The sequence below is a fragment of the Nocardia jiangxiensis NBRC 101359 genome, assembly GCF_000308615.1.
Taxonomy (GTDB): Bacteria; Actinomycetota; Actinomycetes; order Mycobacteriales; family Mycobacteriaceae; genus Nocardia; species Nocardia jiangxiensis.
Genome location: NZ_BAGB01000027.1, coordinates 70055 through 86000, shown reverse-complemented (window position 1 = coordinate 86000; position 15946 = coordinate 70055). Strand labels below are relative to the sequence as shown.

Sequence of the window (15946 nt, the reverse complement as noted above, 5' to 3'; positions counted from 1 at the left end):
CGTCCCGGCCTTCGCCACGGCCTCGATCGGCTATCGGCGGACGCTGTGCTCGAACTTTCCGATCGTCCTGGCATCGAAGCGTTTTCGGTCGATGACATACCGTTCGTGGTGGCCCCGGCCGATCGTCTCGACCTCATCGTCGACCTGGACCTCGAAGAACAGTCGCCGCCCGGCCACCCGCTCCAGACGAACCCGGGCGACCACGTTCATTCCTTCGGGGGTTGGGTGCGTCGTGGGTGATGTCGATTCGAGTGCCCACGGTCTGCTCGTCGGGCCCGTCCAGGTGCGGCGCGAGCGCATCGATGCGCGCCCACTCGGCGAAACCGACCAGGAATCCGGTGGCGAACACCCTCGGCATGGCCAGGATCGTGGCGCGCCCCCGATCCGCCATCAGCGCGGCGACCCGCGCCAAATCCGCATCACCTGCCATACCTGGAATCTACCGCCGAAATACTTCAATCCAGGTTGAAGTGTGGGTCAGCGGCGCCAGCCTTGGAACCAGCCCTGGTTGAAGTTGCTGAAATTGTTGACGAAGGGGTGGAAGAAGTCGGTGAAGGGCTGCCAGATGCTGTGGAACATGGTGTTTACCTCTCTGTCGGGATCATGAATCACCATTCGGGGTGATTCATACTGCCGGGATCCAGATTCGGTGGTTCGAATTGGAGGATCGTTGGTGTGAACTGTCAGGTTTCCGAGTGACGCGTCTCATATTTTCCGGAAATACAGCCCGCTCACAGCGCAATCAAGCACCGGACCCATTGTTCGCCGCGAATATGACTGCTATCGACCTGAACATGGAGAAAGGTTTCGCGATGGGGCTCTTGATTCTGCTCGCTCTCGCGGTGGGGGCCGGATTTCTGATCGCCTCGATGACCCGGCGGTCACGGGCGGCGCGGCCGCAGCCCATACCGTATGTGGATGCGGTTCCGGCACAGAACCGCGTGGTCATCGACGGTAACGAGTACGTCGGCTCGAACCGGCAAGGCGCATCGACACCGTACTACTACGGTGGCGGCATGGTCGGCGGACGCGCCGTGTCCCCCGGCTGGTACAGCTCGCCGTGGTGGAAGACCGCCCTCGTCGCCGGTGCTGCGGGCGTGGGCGGCGCGCTGCTCGCCGATACCCTGCTGGACGGATTCGGCCACCATCACCACATGGGCGGCCCCGGATTCGGCGGATTCGGCGGCGATATGGGCGGCGGCGGATTCTTCTGAGCCCGCGCGGTTCGATTTCGATAAATCGCCGATGAGCGACCGGGAAAATACGCGTCGCGCATCACATCGATACCGTCCCGGAAAATATCGCGAGAATTGGCGGCAGAATTCAGCGCCGGTTTCTATCCGATTGTGGTGGCGACTCGTTCGAGGCGGCTTTCGGTGTAGGAGGCGATCTGGTCGACGATGACGCGGGTGCGGGACGCGTCATCGTCCGCCGCGTTCCACCAGGGCAGCAGGACCGGGTCCAGGGTGTGCGGGGCGTCGGCCAGCAGGTGGTCGGCGACCAGGTGGATGCGCTCGCGTTGGGCGGCCTGACGTTTGTTGTGTTCCGGATCGGACATCACATAGCGCAGCGCAACCGTTTTGAGCATGGCGACCTCGGCGGCCACGATGGGCGGCACCTCCAGATCCGCGGTGTAGCGGGACAGCCGACGACCGCCCCAGGCATCCCGGGTGGCCGCCACCGCGGCGGTCGCGAAGCGGCCGACCAGGTCGCTGGTGAGCCGCTTCAACGCCACCGAGGCGCGCAGGGTGCCGTCGTATCCGGCCGCCTCGGCGATCACCGGCAGTTCGGACAGGCGTTGCGCCGCGGCGATCAGATCATGGATGGACAGGTCGCGATGTTGGGCGTGACCGAGTTCGGCCAGAGCGCGCTGCTCGGCCGGATCTGCCAGCGCACGCAGATCGATGCGGCCCGCGATCACCCCGTCCTCGACATCGTGCACCGAATAGGCGACGTCGTCGGACCAGTCCATCACCTGCGACTCCAGGCTCTGCCGGCGCGGCGGCGCATCGCGGCGGACCCAGTCCAGCCGGTCCGCGTCGGCCGGGTAGACGCCGAACTTGCGGACCGAATCCGTTCTGCCCCAAGGGTATTTGATCGTCGCATCGAGCGCGGCACGAGTCAGGTTGAGCCCGAAGCTCTGCCCGTCGGTACCGAACACCTTCGGTTCGAGCCGGGTCAGGATGCGCAGGTTCTGCGCATTGCCCTCGAAACCGCCGAAGGCCGAGGCGAATTCGTCCAGTGCGCGCTCACCGTTGTGACCGTAGGGCGGATGCCCGATGTCGTGTGCCAGCCCGGCCAGATCCACCACATCCGGATCGCAGCCGAGTTCCTCGGCGATACTGCGGCCGATCTGGGCGACCTCCAGCGAGTGTGTGAGCCGGGTACGCGGGGTATCGCCGTCGCGCGGGCCCATGACCTGTGTCTTGTCCGCGAGACGGCGCAGCGCGGCCGAGTGCAGCACCCGGGCGCGGTCACGGGCGAAATCGCTGCGCCGCTCGGCGATCGGCGACCAGCTCAGTCCCGCGCTCTTGGCGGACTCGGTCACCATGCGTTCATGATCCTGCGCGGTGTACGCCTGCGCGACGCCGCGCTCGGCCGATCCGCCGGGGAGGCCGCCGGTCATCACATCTCCTCGGAAATCACTGCTCCGCAGTGTATTTGAAGTCTGCGGGGAAGTGGGTCAGCTTGTACCAGAGCAGGGCCACGGTCTCGCGGGCGATGCCGTGGAACTGCGATTCGCGGGTGTAGACCGCCGGGCCGGTGCGGGTGGGCGCGGTCCAGGCATCCAGACCCGCATCGCGCGCCATGGTCCGGGTGCGCATCGAATGCCACGGGTCGCTGACCAGCACCACCGACGACAGATCCCGCGACCGCATGGCGCCGGCGACCGCATCGATACTCTCCAGGGTGTCCGAACCGGTCTCCACCGCCAGCACGTGATCGGCGGGAACCCCGTGATCGGTCAGATACATCTTGCCCGCCGCGGCCTCGGTGTATTCGTCCCCCGGACGTTTGCCGCCGACCGTGATCACCAGTGGCGCAATACCTTTCCCGAACAGCCGGTAGGCCTGGCCGAGCCGTGCCTGGAATACCGAGGACGGCGTCCCGTCGTACTGCGCGGCACCCAGCACGAGGATCGCATCGGCATGCGAGTAGTCGTCGATCCGCGCCACCTGCCACACCCGAACGGCCGTCCCGCCGATCAGCACCAGCGCGGCCAGCACGCTGCCCGCGATCACACGACGCACCCAGCGCCCCGCCGAGGAGGATCGGCGCGGACGAGCGGCCGCCCGGACGGCGGGCGACGGTGCGGGACGAGTCGGGGCCCAGGACATTCCCCGAGTGTGCCAGGGTTCGATCACGCCGAGATTGCGGCACGTATTTTTGGCCTCCGCTTCGCTCCGGCGGGTTTTCGGCGCTGCCCGCGCCGAAAACCTTTGGTGTTGGCGTTACCGGCCTGACTGTTCCGGCGGACAAAGACGCTTCGCCGCTGGGCGCGTTGCGAGAAAGGTGCGTGGCGCTCATGTGCGCGGCCGTGTTTTCGGCCGAGTTCGTTCTTTACCAGCCGCGTTCACGCCATTCGCCCAGATGCGGACGCTCCGAACCCAGGGTGGTGTCGTCGCCATGGCCCGGGTAGACGATCGTCTCGTCGGGGAAACGGTCGAACAGCTTGGTGGTGACATCGCCGTAGAGCGAATCGAAGTCCTCCGGGGACGTGGTGCGCCCCACACCGCCCGGAAACAGCGAATCACCGGTGAACAGGTGAATCCGCCCGGCCCCGTCGGTCAGCACCAGCGCCACCGAACCCGGTGTGTGCCCGCGCAGATGGATCGCCTCGAGGGTGAGCTCACCGACCCGCACGATATCGCCCTCGGCGAGCAACCGGTCGGGGGTGACCGGCAGCGGTGCGGCGTCGAGTTCGTGTGCGGCGGTGGGCGCGGACGTCCCGTCGACCACCTTCTCCAGGCCCAACCAGTGATCGGGATGCTGATGTGTGGTGATGATCAGCTCCAGCCGACCGGCGGCCTCCTGGCCGATCAGCTCCAGCAGGCGCTCGGGCTCGTTCGCCGCGTCGATCAGCAGACTCGCCCCGGTCGCGGTGTCCTGCACCAGATAGGCGTTGTTGTCCATCTGTCCGACGGACATCTTGACGATGCGCGCGCCCGGTACCGCGCGCTGCTGCGGGTTCGACCCCGGCGAGACATGGCCGGTGTATGCGTCCAGGGTAATCACGGTTCGATCGTAACCACCGGCACCGACAACGCGCCCGGCTCGCGGCAGCGTTGAACCCGAGGTGCTTCCGAGGGCCCTGCGTGGTGACGCTCCGCTACCGCCTGCGGGCCCGCCGGGCGCACCACCGATCAGCTCGCGGGCGGGACGGGCTCGCCCGAGCGCGTCGTCAGCCACTGCTGGATCTCGACCAGATTGCCCTCCGGATCGCGCAGATACGCGCACCGGATCCGATCTCCGAAAACCACCGGCCCCGCGGCGATCTCGGCTCCCCGGGCGGTGATGTCGTCGAGATATCCGGTCAGATCGTCGACGCGCAGCGACACCATCGCGGTATCGCCCCGACCCGGCCGGAGCAGCTCGCCCAGCATGGCGTCCAGATCGCCGCGCTCGTGCAGACACAGACTGCTGCCCAGCGCCGGTTTGAAGGCGATGTACGGCGGCGCGGGATCGGCCACCTGCGGTTCGAGTCCGACGACGGTGCGATAGAACTCCGCGGTACCCGCGAAATCGTCCACGATCAGCCGGATCTGAGTCAGATGCACGTCACGAACCTACGCCGGTCGCCCGCGCTACGACCAGCCCCGGCACTACAGCCAGCCCTGACGTTCGGCGGCCCGGATCGCCTCGGCGCGAGTGCGGGTGCCGGTCTTGCCGATGGCCGCGGACAGGTGATTGCGGACCGTGCCCTCGGACAGGTGCAGCCGGGCGGCGATCGCGCCCGCGGTGGAACCGTCGACCGCGGCGGCCAGCACCTCGCGTTCGCGGGCGGTCAGGGGTGAGGTGCCCGAGGTCAGGGTTTCGGTGGCCAGTGCGGGATCCACCACTCGCAGACCGAGATGAACCCGGCGCACCGCATCCGCCAATTCTCTTGCGGGCGTGTCCTTCACGACGAATCCGCTCGCCCCCGCATCGATCGCGCGGCGCAGATATCCCGGGCGGCCGAAGGTGGTGACCATCAGGATCCGCACCTCCGGACGGCTCGCATGCAGCTGCGCGGCGACCGAAATCCCGTCCGCCCCGGGCATTTCCACATCCAGCAGCACCACGTCGGGCGAACTGCGCTCGACCGCCTCGAGCACCTCGTCACCGCGGCCGACCTCGGCGACCACCTCGAGATCCGATTCCAGCCCGAGCAGCGCCGCGAGCGCACCTCGCACCAGGGCCTGATCGTCGGCCAGCAGCAGACGGATCACCGCGGCCACCTCCGTTCACCGCGCATCGGCGGATCTCCTTCCGGTCCTGTGGGGTGCGTACCGTGATCCGTTCGCACGGTGCTCATTCCGGGAAGTCGGCGGACACCCGCAGCCCGCCCCCGGGGGCGGCGGCGAGGGTGAGCGCACCGCCCTCCGCGCGGACCCGTTCGCGCAATCCCGCCAGGCCCGAACCGAATTCGGCATTCCGGCGCAATCCGGTGCCGTCGTCGATCACCTCGATGCGCGACGGGCTCACCCGCACCGTACAGCGCGAGGCGGCGCTGTGCCGCACGACGTTGGTCACCGCCTCGCGCAACACCCAGCCGAAGATCGGCCGGTAGTCACCGAAGTCACCGTCGGGCAGTTCCGCCTCGATTCCGGCCGCCCCCAAGGCCGTTCGGACGTTGGCGAGCTCACCGGCCAACGAGACCTCGCGCAGTCCGCCGACAGTATCGCGTACACCGGCCAGCGCCTCGCGAGCGAGCCGTTCCACATCGGACATCTCGGCCCTCGCGCGTTCCGGATCGAGATCGATCAGACGAAGTGCCAGTTCGGTTTTCACCGTGATCACCGTCAGCGAGTGCCCGAGGATGTCGTGCACGTCGCGGGCCACCCGGTTGCGGTCCTCCATGATGGCCATCTCGGCGCGCTGCCGCCGCTCCAGTTCGACCGTGCGCCGACGGCGAATTCCGATCTCTCGCCCGCCCCAGATCAGGACCGGGATGGCGGCGAGATAGAACGGGACGCCGCCGAAACGCCAGGAGGGCACCATCATCGGCACGACCAGCATGAGGATCGCGTAGGCGAACACGAAGCGCGCGGATTCGCGCGAGGGCAGCAGGAATATGGACATCGTCGCCAGGTAGGTCAGGGTGGCGACGCCGGGACCGCCCAGCAGGAGCAGCGTCGCGACGCTCAGCGCACCCAGCACACCGAGTATCAGCCAGGCCCGCCGATCCACGGTGCGGATCAGCAGCCCACCGTCCCACCCCGGCTGCGGCAACAGCATGAACGACAACGCGACCACCGCACCGAACACGATCACGCAGGCACCCGCGATCCCCGCCCGCAGGTGCTGGCCCTCACTCCATCGCTGGGTGATCGGCGCGAACAGCCCGAACAACCACACCGTCGCCATCACCGCGCCGAACCAGCCACGGCGAACCGGGGACACATCGGGCGTGCCGACGCCCGCCAGACGATCCAGGACGCCGGATATCGGCCGCAGCACAGCGGCGAACCAGGCCCTCACCGGCATCGGCAACCCTGCCCTACCCCCGCGCATCGGATCATCCATCGAAGCTAACCCATCCTCGTCACACCCGGGCGAACCTCGGACCCGGGCGTGACGGACGCACCGGTGGTTCCCGGCCGGGACATGCTCATCGGGCGGTGTCGCGGCGGAACAGGATCGTCGAGCCGACGGTGAACGCCACCGCCCAGAACAGCACGTTCAACACGGCCAGGGCGATGGCCAGGCCACTCGAGCCGCCGAACGGGATGCGGGCGAGGGTGGCCACGCCGTTGGTCGGGAACACTCGCGAGACGTCGCCGATCCAGCCGTGCAGCGGGAAGAACAGTCCGCCCGCGAAACCCAGGATGGCCAGCAGCAGGCCCAGGATCTGCATGATGCTGCTCGCGGGCAGCAGATAGCCCAGGAACAATCCGAGCGCGGCGAAGATGAGCGATCCGGCCCAGACGATCAGGAAGCAGCTCACCCAGGCCACCGCCGGCAGATGTGCGCCGAGCACCGCACCGAGGATGAACACCACTGCGGCGGAACAGAATCCGAGCAACATGGCGAGCATGATCTTGGTCGCGATGTAGAGGATCGGGCGCAGCGGGGTCAGCCGCAACTGGCGGCTCCAGCCCGATGCGCGTTCCACCGCGACCGTCGCACCGCCGCTGGTGGTGCACAACATCGCGCCGTAGAGCGCCATCGACACCATCGCGTACGCGGTCATGTTCCCGGAACCGTATACCTGAGTACGGAATCCGGATTGGGTCCCGTAGGACAGGAACACCAGCGGCGGCACGATCAGCGCGATCATCATGGTGCGCCGATTGCGCAGCATGCGGCGCAACTCCAGGGCGAAGAATTCCCAGCTGAATCCGCCGCGGCGAATTCCACCGGCGGGCAAGCCATTTCCCAGGGTTAGGGTGCTCATATCAGTGGTCTCCGGTGAGAGCGAGGAAGGCGTCCTCGAGGTTGTGGCCGGTGATCTCCAGGTCGACGGCCGTGGTGGCGGTGATCAGATAACGGGCGACGGCGTCGGAATCCTTGGCGTGCACCAGGATTCGATCACCGCGCTGTTCCACCTGCTCGACGCCCGGAATGGCCAGCAGCCCGGCCTGATCGGCGTCGGGCAGGGTGGCGGACACGACCCGCCCGGCGGCGAGGTTCTTGATCGCCGACGCGCTGCCGTCCGCGACCACGGTTCCGTTGCGCACCAGCACGATCCGATCGGCGTAGGCGTCGGCCTCGTCGAGATAGTGCGTGGCGAACACGACCGTGCGTCCGCCGCGCGCATCGGCGCGGATGGCGTTCCAGAACTGGCGACGACCCTCCACGTCCATGCCCGCGGTCGGCTCGTCGAGGACGAGCAGATCCGGATCCGGCAACAGCGCCAACGCGAATCGCAGGCGCTGCTGCTGGCCGCCGGAGCATTTGCCCACCATCCGGCCGGCGATGCCGTCGATGCCCGCGCGCACCAGGACCTCGGTGACCGGACGCGGATTGCTGTGCAGGCTCGCGACCAGTCGCACGGTGTCCGCGACGGTCGGATCCGGCAGCAGCCCGCCGGTCTGCAGGACCGCGGAGATCCGGCCCGCCGCGATGGCCTGATCGGGTGTGCCGCCGAAGACGCCGATCCGTCCCTCGTCGGGGCGCAGCAGGCCCAGCAGCATATCGATGGTGGTGGACTTGCCCGCGCCGTTCGGCCCGAGGAAGGCCACGACCTCACCCGGTGCGACGACCAGATCGAGCCCGTCGACCGCGCGGACCGGTCCGGCGGAGGTGCGAAAGGTCTTGCGCAGTCCGCGAATCTCGATCGCCGGGACGGCGGCGGTCCGGTGCGCCGAGCCGGAGGTGAGTGCCGTTGTCATGGTTCGAGTCTGCGGCGCGCGAGGCCATGACACCTCCGCCGTCCGTCACGACTCCCCCATGACACCTGTCATGGTCCACCCGCCGATCAGGGATGCAGGACGATCTTCCCGTGGGTGTGCCCACGCTCGAGTTCGGTGTAGGCGGCGCGCACCTCGGCGAGCGGATAGACCGCCGCCACGGGCACCCGCAGAGTCCCAGCGACGACGAGATCGGCCAGTTCGGACAGCACGTCGATGGTGTCGGCCGCACCGTTGCCCTCGGCCTTGACCCCGTACTTCGCCACGGCGGCGAAATCGGCGATCGTGTCGATGCGATCCGGCTGCACGCCCAGTTCGATCGCCAGCTCGACGTAGTCCGGCCCGTAGAGATCGATGAACGCGTCCACACCGTCGGGCGCGGCGACCCGGATCCGGTCCGCCAGCCCTTCGCCGTAGGCCACCGGGAGCACGCCCAGCGACCGCAACCACTCGTGGTTACCGGCCCCGGCGATCCCGATCACCGTGACATCCCGAGCCCGAAGCAGTTGCACCGCAAGCGAACCCACGCCACCGGCCGCACCGGACACGACGACCGTGTCACCGGCCTCCGGGCTCACCGAACGTACCGCCGCGAAGGCGGTCGTCCCGGCCACGAACAGCGATCCGGCCACGTCCCACGACAATTCGGCGGGTTTGGGCGCGATCTGCTCCACCGGCACGACCACCTGCGTCGCCTGGCTCGCACGCTCGTTGGTGAAGCCGAGCACCTCGTCGCCGACCGCGACCGCGCTCACGCCCTCGCCGACCGCGACCACCCGTCCGGCGAGGTCACTGCCCTGCCCGGACGGGAACTTCGCGGGCCAGCGTTCGTGCAGCGAGCCGTTGCGAATCTTGCCCTCGCCCGGGTTGATTCCCGCCGTGACCACCTGAACGACGACCTGGCCCGGACCCGCCACCGGATCCGGCACCTCGACCACGTTCAGTACGTCGACATCCCCGTAACGATCGAACCTGACTGCCTGCGCCATGGTGCATCTCCTGTCTGCGACGTCTACGACGTAACCGAACAGCACCTCCCGGCCCGAATATTTCCGGGCCGCCGACTCGGGTCCGATCGAACGCTCAGGCTCCGATCAGACGCTGAGCCAGATAACCCTCGACCTTGTCCAGGGCGATACGCTCCTGCGCCATCGAATCACGCTCACGCACCGTGACCGCCTGATCCTCGAGCGTGTCGAAGTCGACGGTGATGCAGAACGGCGTACCGATCTCGTCCTGCCGACGATAGCGGCGGCCGATCGCCCCGGCATCGTCGAAATCGATGTTCCAGTTCTTACGCAGTTGCGCGGCAAGGTCTTTCGCCTTCGGCGACAGATCCGCGTTGCGCGAGAGCGGAAGTACCGCCACCTTCACCGGGGCCAGACGACGATCCAGCCGCAGGACGGTGCGCTTCTCCATCACGCCCTTGGCATTGGGCGCCTCGTCCTCGGTGTAGGCATCGATCAGGAAGGCCATCAGCGAGCGGGTCAGACCGGCCGCGGGCTCGATCACGTAGGGGATGTAGCGCTCGCCCGAATTCTGGTCGTAGAAGCTCAGATCGGTGCCCGAGTGCTCCGAATGCGTCTTGAGGTCGAAGTCGGTGCGGTTGGCCACGCCCTCGAGCTCACCCCATTCGCTGCCCTGGAAGTGGAAGCGGTACTCGATGTCGACCGTGCGGGTCGAATAGTGCGAGAGCTTGTCCTTCGGGTGCTCGAACAGCCGCAGGTTCTCCGGATCGATGCCCAGGTCGGTGTACCAGGCCAGGCGGGTGTCGATCCAGTACTGGTGCCACTGCTCGTCCTCGCCCGGCTTGACGAAGAACTCCATCTCCATCTGCTCGAACTCGCGGGTGCGGAAGATGAAGTTGCCCGGGGTGATCTCGTTGCGGAAGCTCTTGCCGATCTGCGCGATACCGAACGGCGGCTTCTTGCGCGCGGTGGTCTCGATGTTCTTGTAGTTGACGAAGATGCCCTGCGCGGTCTCGGGCCGTAGGTAGTGCAGCCCCTCCTCGGACTCGATCGGGCCGAGGTAGGTCTTGAGCATCATGTTGAAGTCGCGCGGCTCGGTCCACTTGCCGACGGTGCCGCAGTCCGGGCACGAGATCAGTTCCATGGACACGCTGTCCGGATCATCGATCTTGTGCTTCTCGGCGTACGCCTCCTGCAGGTGGTCCTGCCGATGCCGCTTGTGGCAGTTCAGGCATTCCACCAGCGGATCGTTGAACACCGTCACGTGGCCCGAGGCGACCCACACCTGACGGGGAAGGATGATCGAGGAGTCCAGGCCGACCACGTCGTCGCGCCCGGTGACCATGGCCCGCCACCACTGCCGCTTGATGTTCTCCTTGAGCTCCACGCCCAGCGGCCCGTAGTCCCACGCCGAGCGGGTACCTCCGTAGATCTCACCGCTCGGGTAGACCAGGCCCCGCCGCTTGGCGAGATTGGCGACGGTGTCGACCTTCGACTTGGGTGCCACGACTGGAGCTCTCCCTCTGCACTGGTGATGGGACTGATTCGCCCCAGAGTATCGGGAGTGCGCGAGCACGGTCCAAGCAGTATCCACGCGTCCCGTTGACATGCGCACGTGTGCATACTAATAATGGCATCGGTTTCCGATAAGGAGTTGGATTCGATGACCGCCGACAGTGGTGCCCCAGCGCGCGAGGGTGGTGTCCCCGGACGTCGCAGCCGCGTTGCGGTGGAAGCGCCCACCCCGATCCCGCACGACCCGTTTCCGTATCGCGCGCCGCTCGCGCCCGCCGTGCCCACGCGGCCGGTACTGGACAGTGCCGGTGAGCTGCTGCGCGCGCTGGCCGCGCCGGTGCGGATCGCCATAGTGCTGCAACTGCGTGAGTCGCCGCGCTGCGTGCACGAACTGGTCGATACCCTGGGGGTGACGCAGCCGCTGGTGAGCCAGCATCTACGCATTCTCAAGTCGGCGGGGGTGGTGCGCGGCGAGCGCACCGGCCGCGAAGTGATCTACGAACTGGTGGACGACCATCTCGCCCGCATCGTCGTCGATGCGGTCGCACATGCCGAGGAAGGGTGATCCGTGCCGGACAAGACGGGCACAGCAGACAAGATCGTCGGAGTTCGCAGTACCCGCCAGCGCAGCGCCATCGCGGCGCTGCTGAGTGATACCGAAGAGTTCCGGTCCGCACAGGACCTGCACGACGAATTACGCCGTCGTGGTGAGGGCATCGGCCTGACCACCGTCTACCGCACCCTGCAGTCGCTGGCCGACGCGGGCGTGGTCGACGTATTACGCACGGACACAGGCGAATCGGTGTACCGGCAGTGCTCCCAGGGCCACCACCACCACCTGGTGTGCCGGCACTGCGGACGCACCGTGGAGGTCGAGGGCCCGACCGTGGAAGCCTGGGCCCAGACCGTCGCCCGCCAGCACGGTTTCACCGATATCAGCCACACCATGGAGGTCTTCGGCACCTGCTGCGAATGCGCGGCGACCGGACGCTGATGCTGCGCGTCGGCCGGTCAGGGCACCAGCCCCTGCCTGGCTCGGCTCGCGCCGGACAGGACCAGTAGCAACATCGTCGCCAGAGCCTCGTCACCCAGACCCGCGGCCGGGAAGGTGTAGCGCAGGATGACGTCGGCCAACTTCTCGTGGCCGATCACCGTCAATGAACCGAACTGCAGGGCATTGTTGCGTTCGGCGACGCGCTTGTGCAGTTGCGGCTTGAACGGTCGATCCCAGGCCAGCACCGCGGTGAGGGTCAGCACGTCCAGGCCGGGGGCCAGATTCACCGCACGCAGCGAGCACAGCGCGCCCTCGTATTCGAAACCCAGGGCCTTCTCCTCGACGCGAACGTCGACGTTGCCGTAGTGCGCCAGGCAGGCCCCGGCTCGCGCTTCGAGGTCCGAGGTGGTGTCGGTGGTGTCCTCGCTCATTTGACGCCACCGAACCGGCGGTCGCGCTTGGCGTAGTCCAGGCAGGCGGCCCACAGGTCGCGTCGGTCGAAATCCGGGAAAAGCGTGTTCTGATAGACGAATTCGGCGTAGGCCGACTGCCAGATCAGGAAATTCGAACTACGCAGCTCACCCGAGGGCCGCAGGAACAGGTCCACGTCCGGCATATCGGGCTCGTCCAGGTACTTGGCGAAACTCGTCTCGCTGATCCGCTCCGGATCCAGTTCACCCGCGGCCGCGCGACGCGCGATCTCCCTTGCCGCATCGACGATTTCGGCGCGACCCCCGTAGTTGACGCACATCGTCAGGGTCATCACCGTGTTGTCCCTGGTGAGCTCCTGCGCGACCTCGAGTTCCTTGATCACGCTGCGCCACAACCGCGGCCGCCGTCCGGCCCAGCGCACCCGCACGCCCATCTCGTGCATCTCGTCGCGACGGCGGCGGATCACGTCGCGGTTGAACCCCATCAGGAAGCGAACCTCCTCGGGGCTGCGCCGCCAGTTCTCGGTCGAGAAGGCGTAGGCCGACAGCCATTTCACGCCGATCTCGATACACCCCTCGACGGTGTCCATCAGCACCGCCTCGCCGCGCTCGTGGCCCGCGGTGCGCGGCAGGCCGCGATCCTGCGCCCAGCGGCCATTGCCGTCCATCACCAGCGCCACGTGGCGGGGCACGAATTCGGCCGGGATCTCCGGTGGCCGCGCCCCCGAGGGATGCGGCGACGGCGGACGAATCGTGCGGGTGGACGGTGCGTCAGCGTTCTGGGTGCGATTACCGATCACGCCCCCATCCTGCCCGATAGCTCCCGAGGGCTCCGAACGCCTGGGGAATTTCCAGATCTCCCGCTGCGCTCGGCGCGCCGGATCGCCGCGCTCACCAGGTCCGGCTGGGGCGGCCGTTCTCCAGATGGCCGGTGAACCGGCGGGACCAGGCGGCGGGTACGGCGCCGGTCAGGGTGAGGTCGTACCAACCGTCCGAAGCCGGGACGGCCAGGTCGAGCGTCGCGCCCGGCAGGACGGCGATGCGCACGCCATCGGCGAGGAACACGACCTCCGCCGGGGTCGTATTCCGGACGCTCACCACCAGAACGGGCTCCTGCGCCGGACCGTGCAACGCCGCCGACGCGACGACCCCGATCTCCTCGGAGCCACCGGCGGCCGAGAACCGGAATCCGTTCGGCGCGTATACCTCGACGTCGTAGTTCCCGGACCAGGCGATCTCCCGCGACGTCGCCGCGCCGCCCTCGACGACGATCTGACTCACCTGCGCACCACCCTCGGGCCGAAAGGCGTACGCCTGGAACGCGATCGCCGCCCGCCCCTGATTCGCCAGGTGCACCGTGAGGCTCGTCGCGCGCACCTCGGCCCACACGATCGGCTGGTAGGGCAGCGCCCGCGCCTTCACCGCCCCCGGATCCTGATGCGGCACCGACTGTTTCGCCGGAGGCGAGGGTGCGGGCAGTTTGGACTGCGTCCGATCCGCCTCGGTGCGCAGCGCTTTCGCATCCGGCAGCGAAGGGATGCTGGTATCGGGATTCTCGAAGTCGAAGCAGCTGAGCAGATCTCCGCAGACCGCGCGCCGCCACTGCGAGATATTGGGCTCGCGCACCCCGGTCCACTGTTCGAGGAAGCGCAGCACCGAGGTGTGATCGAACACCTGCGAGTCGACCCATCCCCCACGGCTCCACGGCGAGACCACGATCATCGGCACCCGCGGCCCCAGCCCGATCGGGGTCAGCGCACCGTGCGGGTCGGCGGATATCGCCACACCCGTGCCGGTCTGGGTGAGCGGCAACTGTTCCCCCGGCGTCCCGGGCGGGGCGGTCGGCGGCACCAGATGGTCGAACAGTCCGTCGTTCTCGTCGAAATTGATCAGCAGCACCGTCGAGCGCCACAGCTCCGGATCCGCCCAGAGCGCCTGCAGCACCCGCTGGACGTAGGCCTCACCGTCCACCGGGCGTGCCGCGGGATGTTCGCTGTACCCCTGCGGTGCGACGATCCAGGAGACCTGCGGCAGGGTATGCGTCCGGCAGGCCGAGATGAATTGCCGCAGAACGTAATCGACACTCCTGCCGTTCTCGTCGGTGGCCAGCGGCCAGCTGCCGGTGACATTGGCCCGCTCGGCCAGCCGCCGCACCGCGGGATCGGCGGAGTTCAGCGCCTCGTGATACGCCCGGAACAACCACAGCGGATTGTCGCCGAAATCGCCCAGGAACATCTCGTCGGTGTCACCGGCGACGTCGTCGGCGTAGACCTGCCAGGAAACCCCCGCCTTCTCCAGCCGCTCGGGATAGGTCGTCCAGTCGAAGACCGGCCGGTAGTCGGGCGGATTGTCGGTCGCGGGCCCGCCCCGCCGCCCCTCGGGGTCGATGGTCCCGGTCCAGTGATAGAGCCGGTTCGGCGTCGTCGGGCCCTGGATCGAGCAGAAGTAATGGTCACACAGCGTGAACGCACCGGCCAGGGCGCGATGGAACGGGATGTCGGCCTCGGTGAAGTAACCCATCGTCATGGCCGACTTGGCCGCCACCCACCCGTCGTAGGCGCCGCCCGCCCAGGCCCGATGGGTCGAGGCCCAGTCGTGTTTCAGATCCGACATGTCCTGGCCGTCCACCACGCGGGTATCGATCCGGAACGGCAGCCGGTAGCCGACGCCGCTGCCGGTATCGGGCTGGGCAAGCACCGTACCCGGATGTTTCGGCGCCGGACCCGACAGCGCACTGCCGAGGTCGCGGCCCGCGAATCGCGCACCCGCCCCGCCCGCGGCGGTACGTCCGGCGGACGAGCGCAGTGCGGTGGGATCGCCGAAGCCGCGGACCCCGGCCATGGTGCCGAAGTAATGATCGAAGGAGCGGTTCTCCTGCATGAGGATCACCACGTGCCGGACATCGGCCAGACTGCCCCGGCGCGGCGCACCCGACGCGCGAGCCGCCCGGCCGGGCAGTGCGCCGACCCCGGCGATTCCCGCCGCACCCATCATGCCGCCGAGTACGGTGCGGCGCGTTGTTCCGGACGTTCGGTTCATCCGCCTGACTCCCCACACATTCGGTGGACGAGAAGTCCTCGCCGATACTTCGGGTGGCTCCGGATGACGACAGGATCGCAAGCGAAAAGGGACTGACGGTTACTCGCGGCCGACCGCCCCGATGAATTCGGCCCACCGGTCCGGTGAACGAGGTCACCGGCTGTTCCGGTTCCCGTTTCCCGCAGGTCACAGCGACGCGGTCGGCGACGACCGGTGGCGTGCGCCGGATGTCCCGTCGCGCGCCGGGCACCCCTGCCGAAAGTGGCCTGCGATCTGCAAAGCATTCCGACCAGTACTGCTAATCTGGCACGGTCGTCGGGTTTCGGTCGATCGTCCCGGTCCATCGGACCGCCATCACCGAAGCCCGTTGTCCTGCAACGGTTATGAGGTAGATGGTTCCGACGTAGTCGCCCGCCTCGACCGTATTCTCGTTCGACCGTCTGGAGT

At 67.7% G+C, this 15946-nt stretch carries 18 protein-coding genes; 3 read left to right on the top strand and 15 right to left on the bottom strand.

From position 1 onward, the window contains the following. Positions 1–30: 30 nt before the first annotated feature. A complete protein-coding gene (locus ON40_RS55995) occupies positions 31–210 on the bottom strand; it encodes a thioesterase family protein (protein ID WP_051192867.1) in 180 nt (59 codons plus the stop codon). Continuing rightward, positions 134–430 (bottom strand): thioesterase family protein, encoded by a 297-nt coding sequence (locus ON40_RS53160; protein ID WP_169541839.1) that lies wholly within the window; start codon positions 428–430, stop codon positions 134–136. Before ON40_RS53160 ends, ON40_RS55995 begins: the two co-directional genes overlap by 77 nt. A 343-nt stretch (positions 431–773) precedes the next feature. Here ON40_RS53160 and ON40_RS55990 point away from each other — a divergent pair, with 343 nt between their 5' ends. After that, a complete protein-coding gene (locus ON40_RS55990; RefSeq protein ID WP_218008757.1) occupies positions 774–1214 on the top strand; it encodes a hypothetical protein in 441 nt (146 codons plus the stop codon). Positions 1215–1336: 122 nt separating this feature from the next. Here ON40_RS55990 and ON40_RS08910 read toward each other — a convergent pair whose 3' ends face one another. The 10 genes from ON40_RS08910 to ON40_RS08865 all read right to left on the bottom strand — a co-directional run bounded on the left by ON40_RS08910 (position 1337) and on the right by ON40_RS08865 (position 11027). Next, positions 1337–2626, bottom strand: a complete 1290-nt coding sequence (locus tag ON40_RS08910) for a deoxyguanosinetriphosphate triphosphohydrolase (protein ID WP_051192864.1) — start codon at positions 2624–2626, stop codon at positions 1337–1339. Positions 2627–2642: 16 nt separating this feature from the next. Continuing rightward, positions 2643–3338 carry a YdcF family protein gene (locus ON40_RS08905; RefSeq protein ID WP_040820516.1) on the bottom strand — a complete coding sequence of 232 codons (696 nt, stop codon included), beginning with the start codon at positions 3336–3338 and terminating at the stop codon, positions 2643–2645. Positions 3339–3561: 223 nt separating this feature from the next. Then, positions 3562–4236: an MBL fold metallo-hydrolase gene (locus ON40_RS08900; RefSeq protein ID WP_040820515.1), complete on the bottom strand. Its 675-nt coding sequence runs from the start codon at positions 4234–4236 to the stop codon at positions 3562–3564. Between the two features lie 128 nt (positions 4237–4364). Further along, complete coding sequence (locus tag ON40_RS08895; RefSeq protein WP_040820513.1) at positions 4365–4778, bottom strand: VOC family protein; 414 nt, start codon at positions 4776–4778, stop codon at positions 4365–4367. A 45-nt stretch (positions 4779–4823) separates the two neighbouring features. After that, positions 4824–5429: a response regulator transcription factor gene (locus ON40_RS08890; RefSeq protein ID WP_040820762.1), complete on the bottom strand. Its 606-nt coding sequence runs from the start codon at positions 5427–5429 to the stop codon at positions 4824–4826. Positions 5430–5511: 82 nt separating this feature from the next. Continuing rightward, the gene (locus ON40_RS08885; protein ID WP_245567722.1) at positions 5512–6726 is read right to left on the bottom strand and encodes a sensor histidine kinase; all 1215 of its coding nucleotides are present in this window, start codon (positions 6724–6726) and stop codon (positions 5512–5514) included. 85 nt (positions 6727–6811) lie between these two features. Continuing rightward, entirely contained in the window at positions 6812–7597 is a 786-nt protein-coding gene (locus ON40_RS08880; RefSeq protein ID WP_040820511.1) for an ABC transporter permease, read from the bottom strand. A 1-nt stretch (position 7598) separates the two neighbouring features. Further along, positions 7599–8534: an ABC transporter ATP-binding protein gene (locus ON40_RS08875; protein WP_051192862.1), complete on the bottom strand. Its 936-nt coding sequence runs from the start codon at positions 8532–8534 to the stop codon at positions 7599–7601. Between the two features lie 86 nt (positions 8535–8620). Continuing rightward, a complete protein-coding gene (locus ON40_RS08870) occupies positions 8621–9541 on the bottom strand; it encodes an NADP-dependent oxidoreductase (RefSeq protein WP_040820508.1) in 921 nt (306 codons plus the stop codon). A 94-nt stretch (positions 9542–9635) separates the two neighbouring features. Next, on the bottom strand, positions 9636–11027 hold the full coding sequence (locus ON40_RS08865) for a glycine--tRNA ligase (protein WP_040820506.1): 1392 nt from the start codon (positions 11025–11027) through the stop codon (positions 9636–9638). A gap of 156 nt (positions 11028–11183) precedes the next feature. Between ON40_RS08865 and ON40_RS08860 the strand changes: the two genes are divergently transcribed. Together ON40_RS08860 and ON40_RS08855 are read left to right on the top strand one after the other, a co-directional pair. Further along, complete coding sequence (locus tag ON40_RS08860; RefSeq protein WP_245567721.1) at positions 11184–11600, top strand: ArsR/SmtB family transcription factor; 417 nt, start codon at positions 11184–11186, stop codon at positions 11598–11600. A 3-nt stretch (positions 11601–11603) separates the two neighbouring features. Then, a complete protein-coding gene (locus ON40_RS08855) occupies positions 11604–12029 on the top strand; it encodes a Fur family transcriptional regulator (RefSeq protein ID WP_040820504.1) in 426 nt (141 codons plus the stop codon). 17 nt (positions 12030–12046) lie between these two features. On the opposite strand, the gene ON40_RS08850 is transcribed toward ON40_RS08855, so the two are convergent. The 3 genes from ON40_RS08850 to ON40_RS08840 all read right to left on the bottom strand — a co-directional run bounded on the left by ON40_RS08850 (position 12047) and on the right by ON40_RS08840 (position 15499). After that, entirely contained in the window at positions 12047–12460 is a 414-nt protein-coding gene (locus ON40_RS08850; protein ID WP_040820502.1) for a hypothetical protein, read from the bottom strand. Further along, on the bottom strand, positions 12457–13260 hold the full coding sequence (locus ON40_RS08845) for an isoprenyl transferase (RefSeq protein WP_040820501.1): 804 nt from the start codon (positions 13258–13260) through the stop codon (positions 12457–12459). The genes ON40_RS08850 and ON40_RS08845 overlap by 4 nt, the downstream gene beginning before the upstream one ends. A gap of 91 nt (positions 13261–13351) precedes the next feature. Then, positions 13352–15499 carry a phosphocholine-specific phospholipase C gene (locus ON40_RS08840; protein ID WP_040820499.1) on the bottom strand — a complete coding sequence of 716 codons (2148 nt, stop codon included), beginning with the start codon at positions 15497–15499 and terminating at the stop codon, positions 13352–13354. Positions 15500–15946 lie beyond the last annotated feature (447 nt).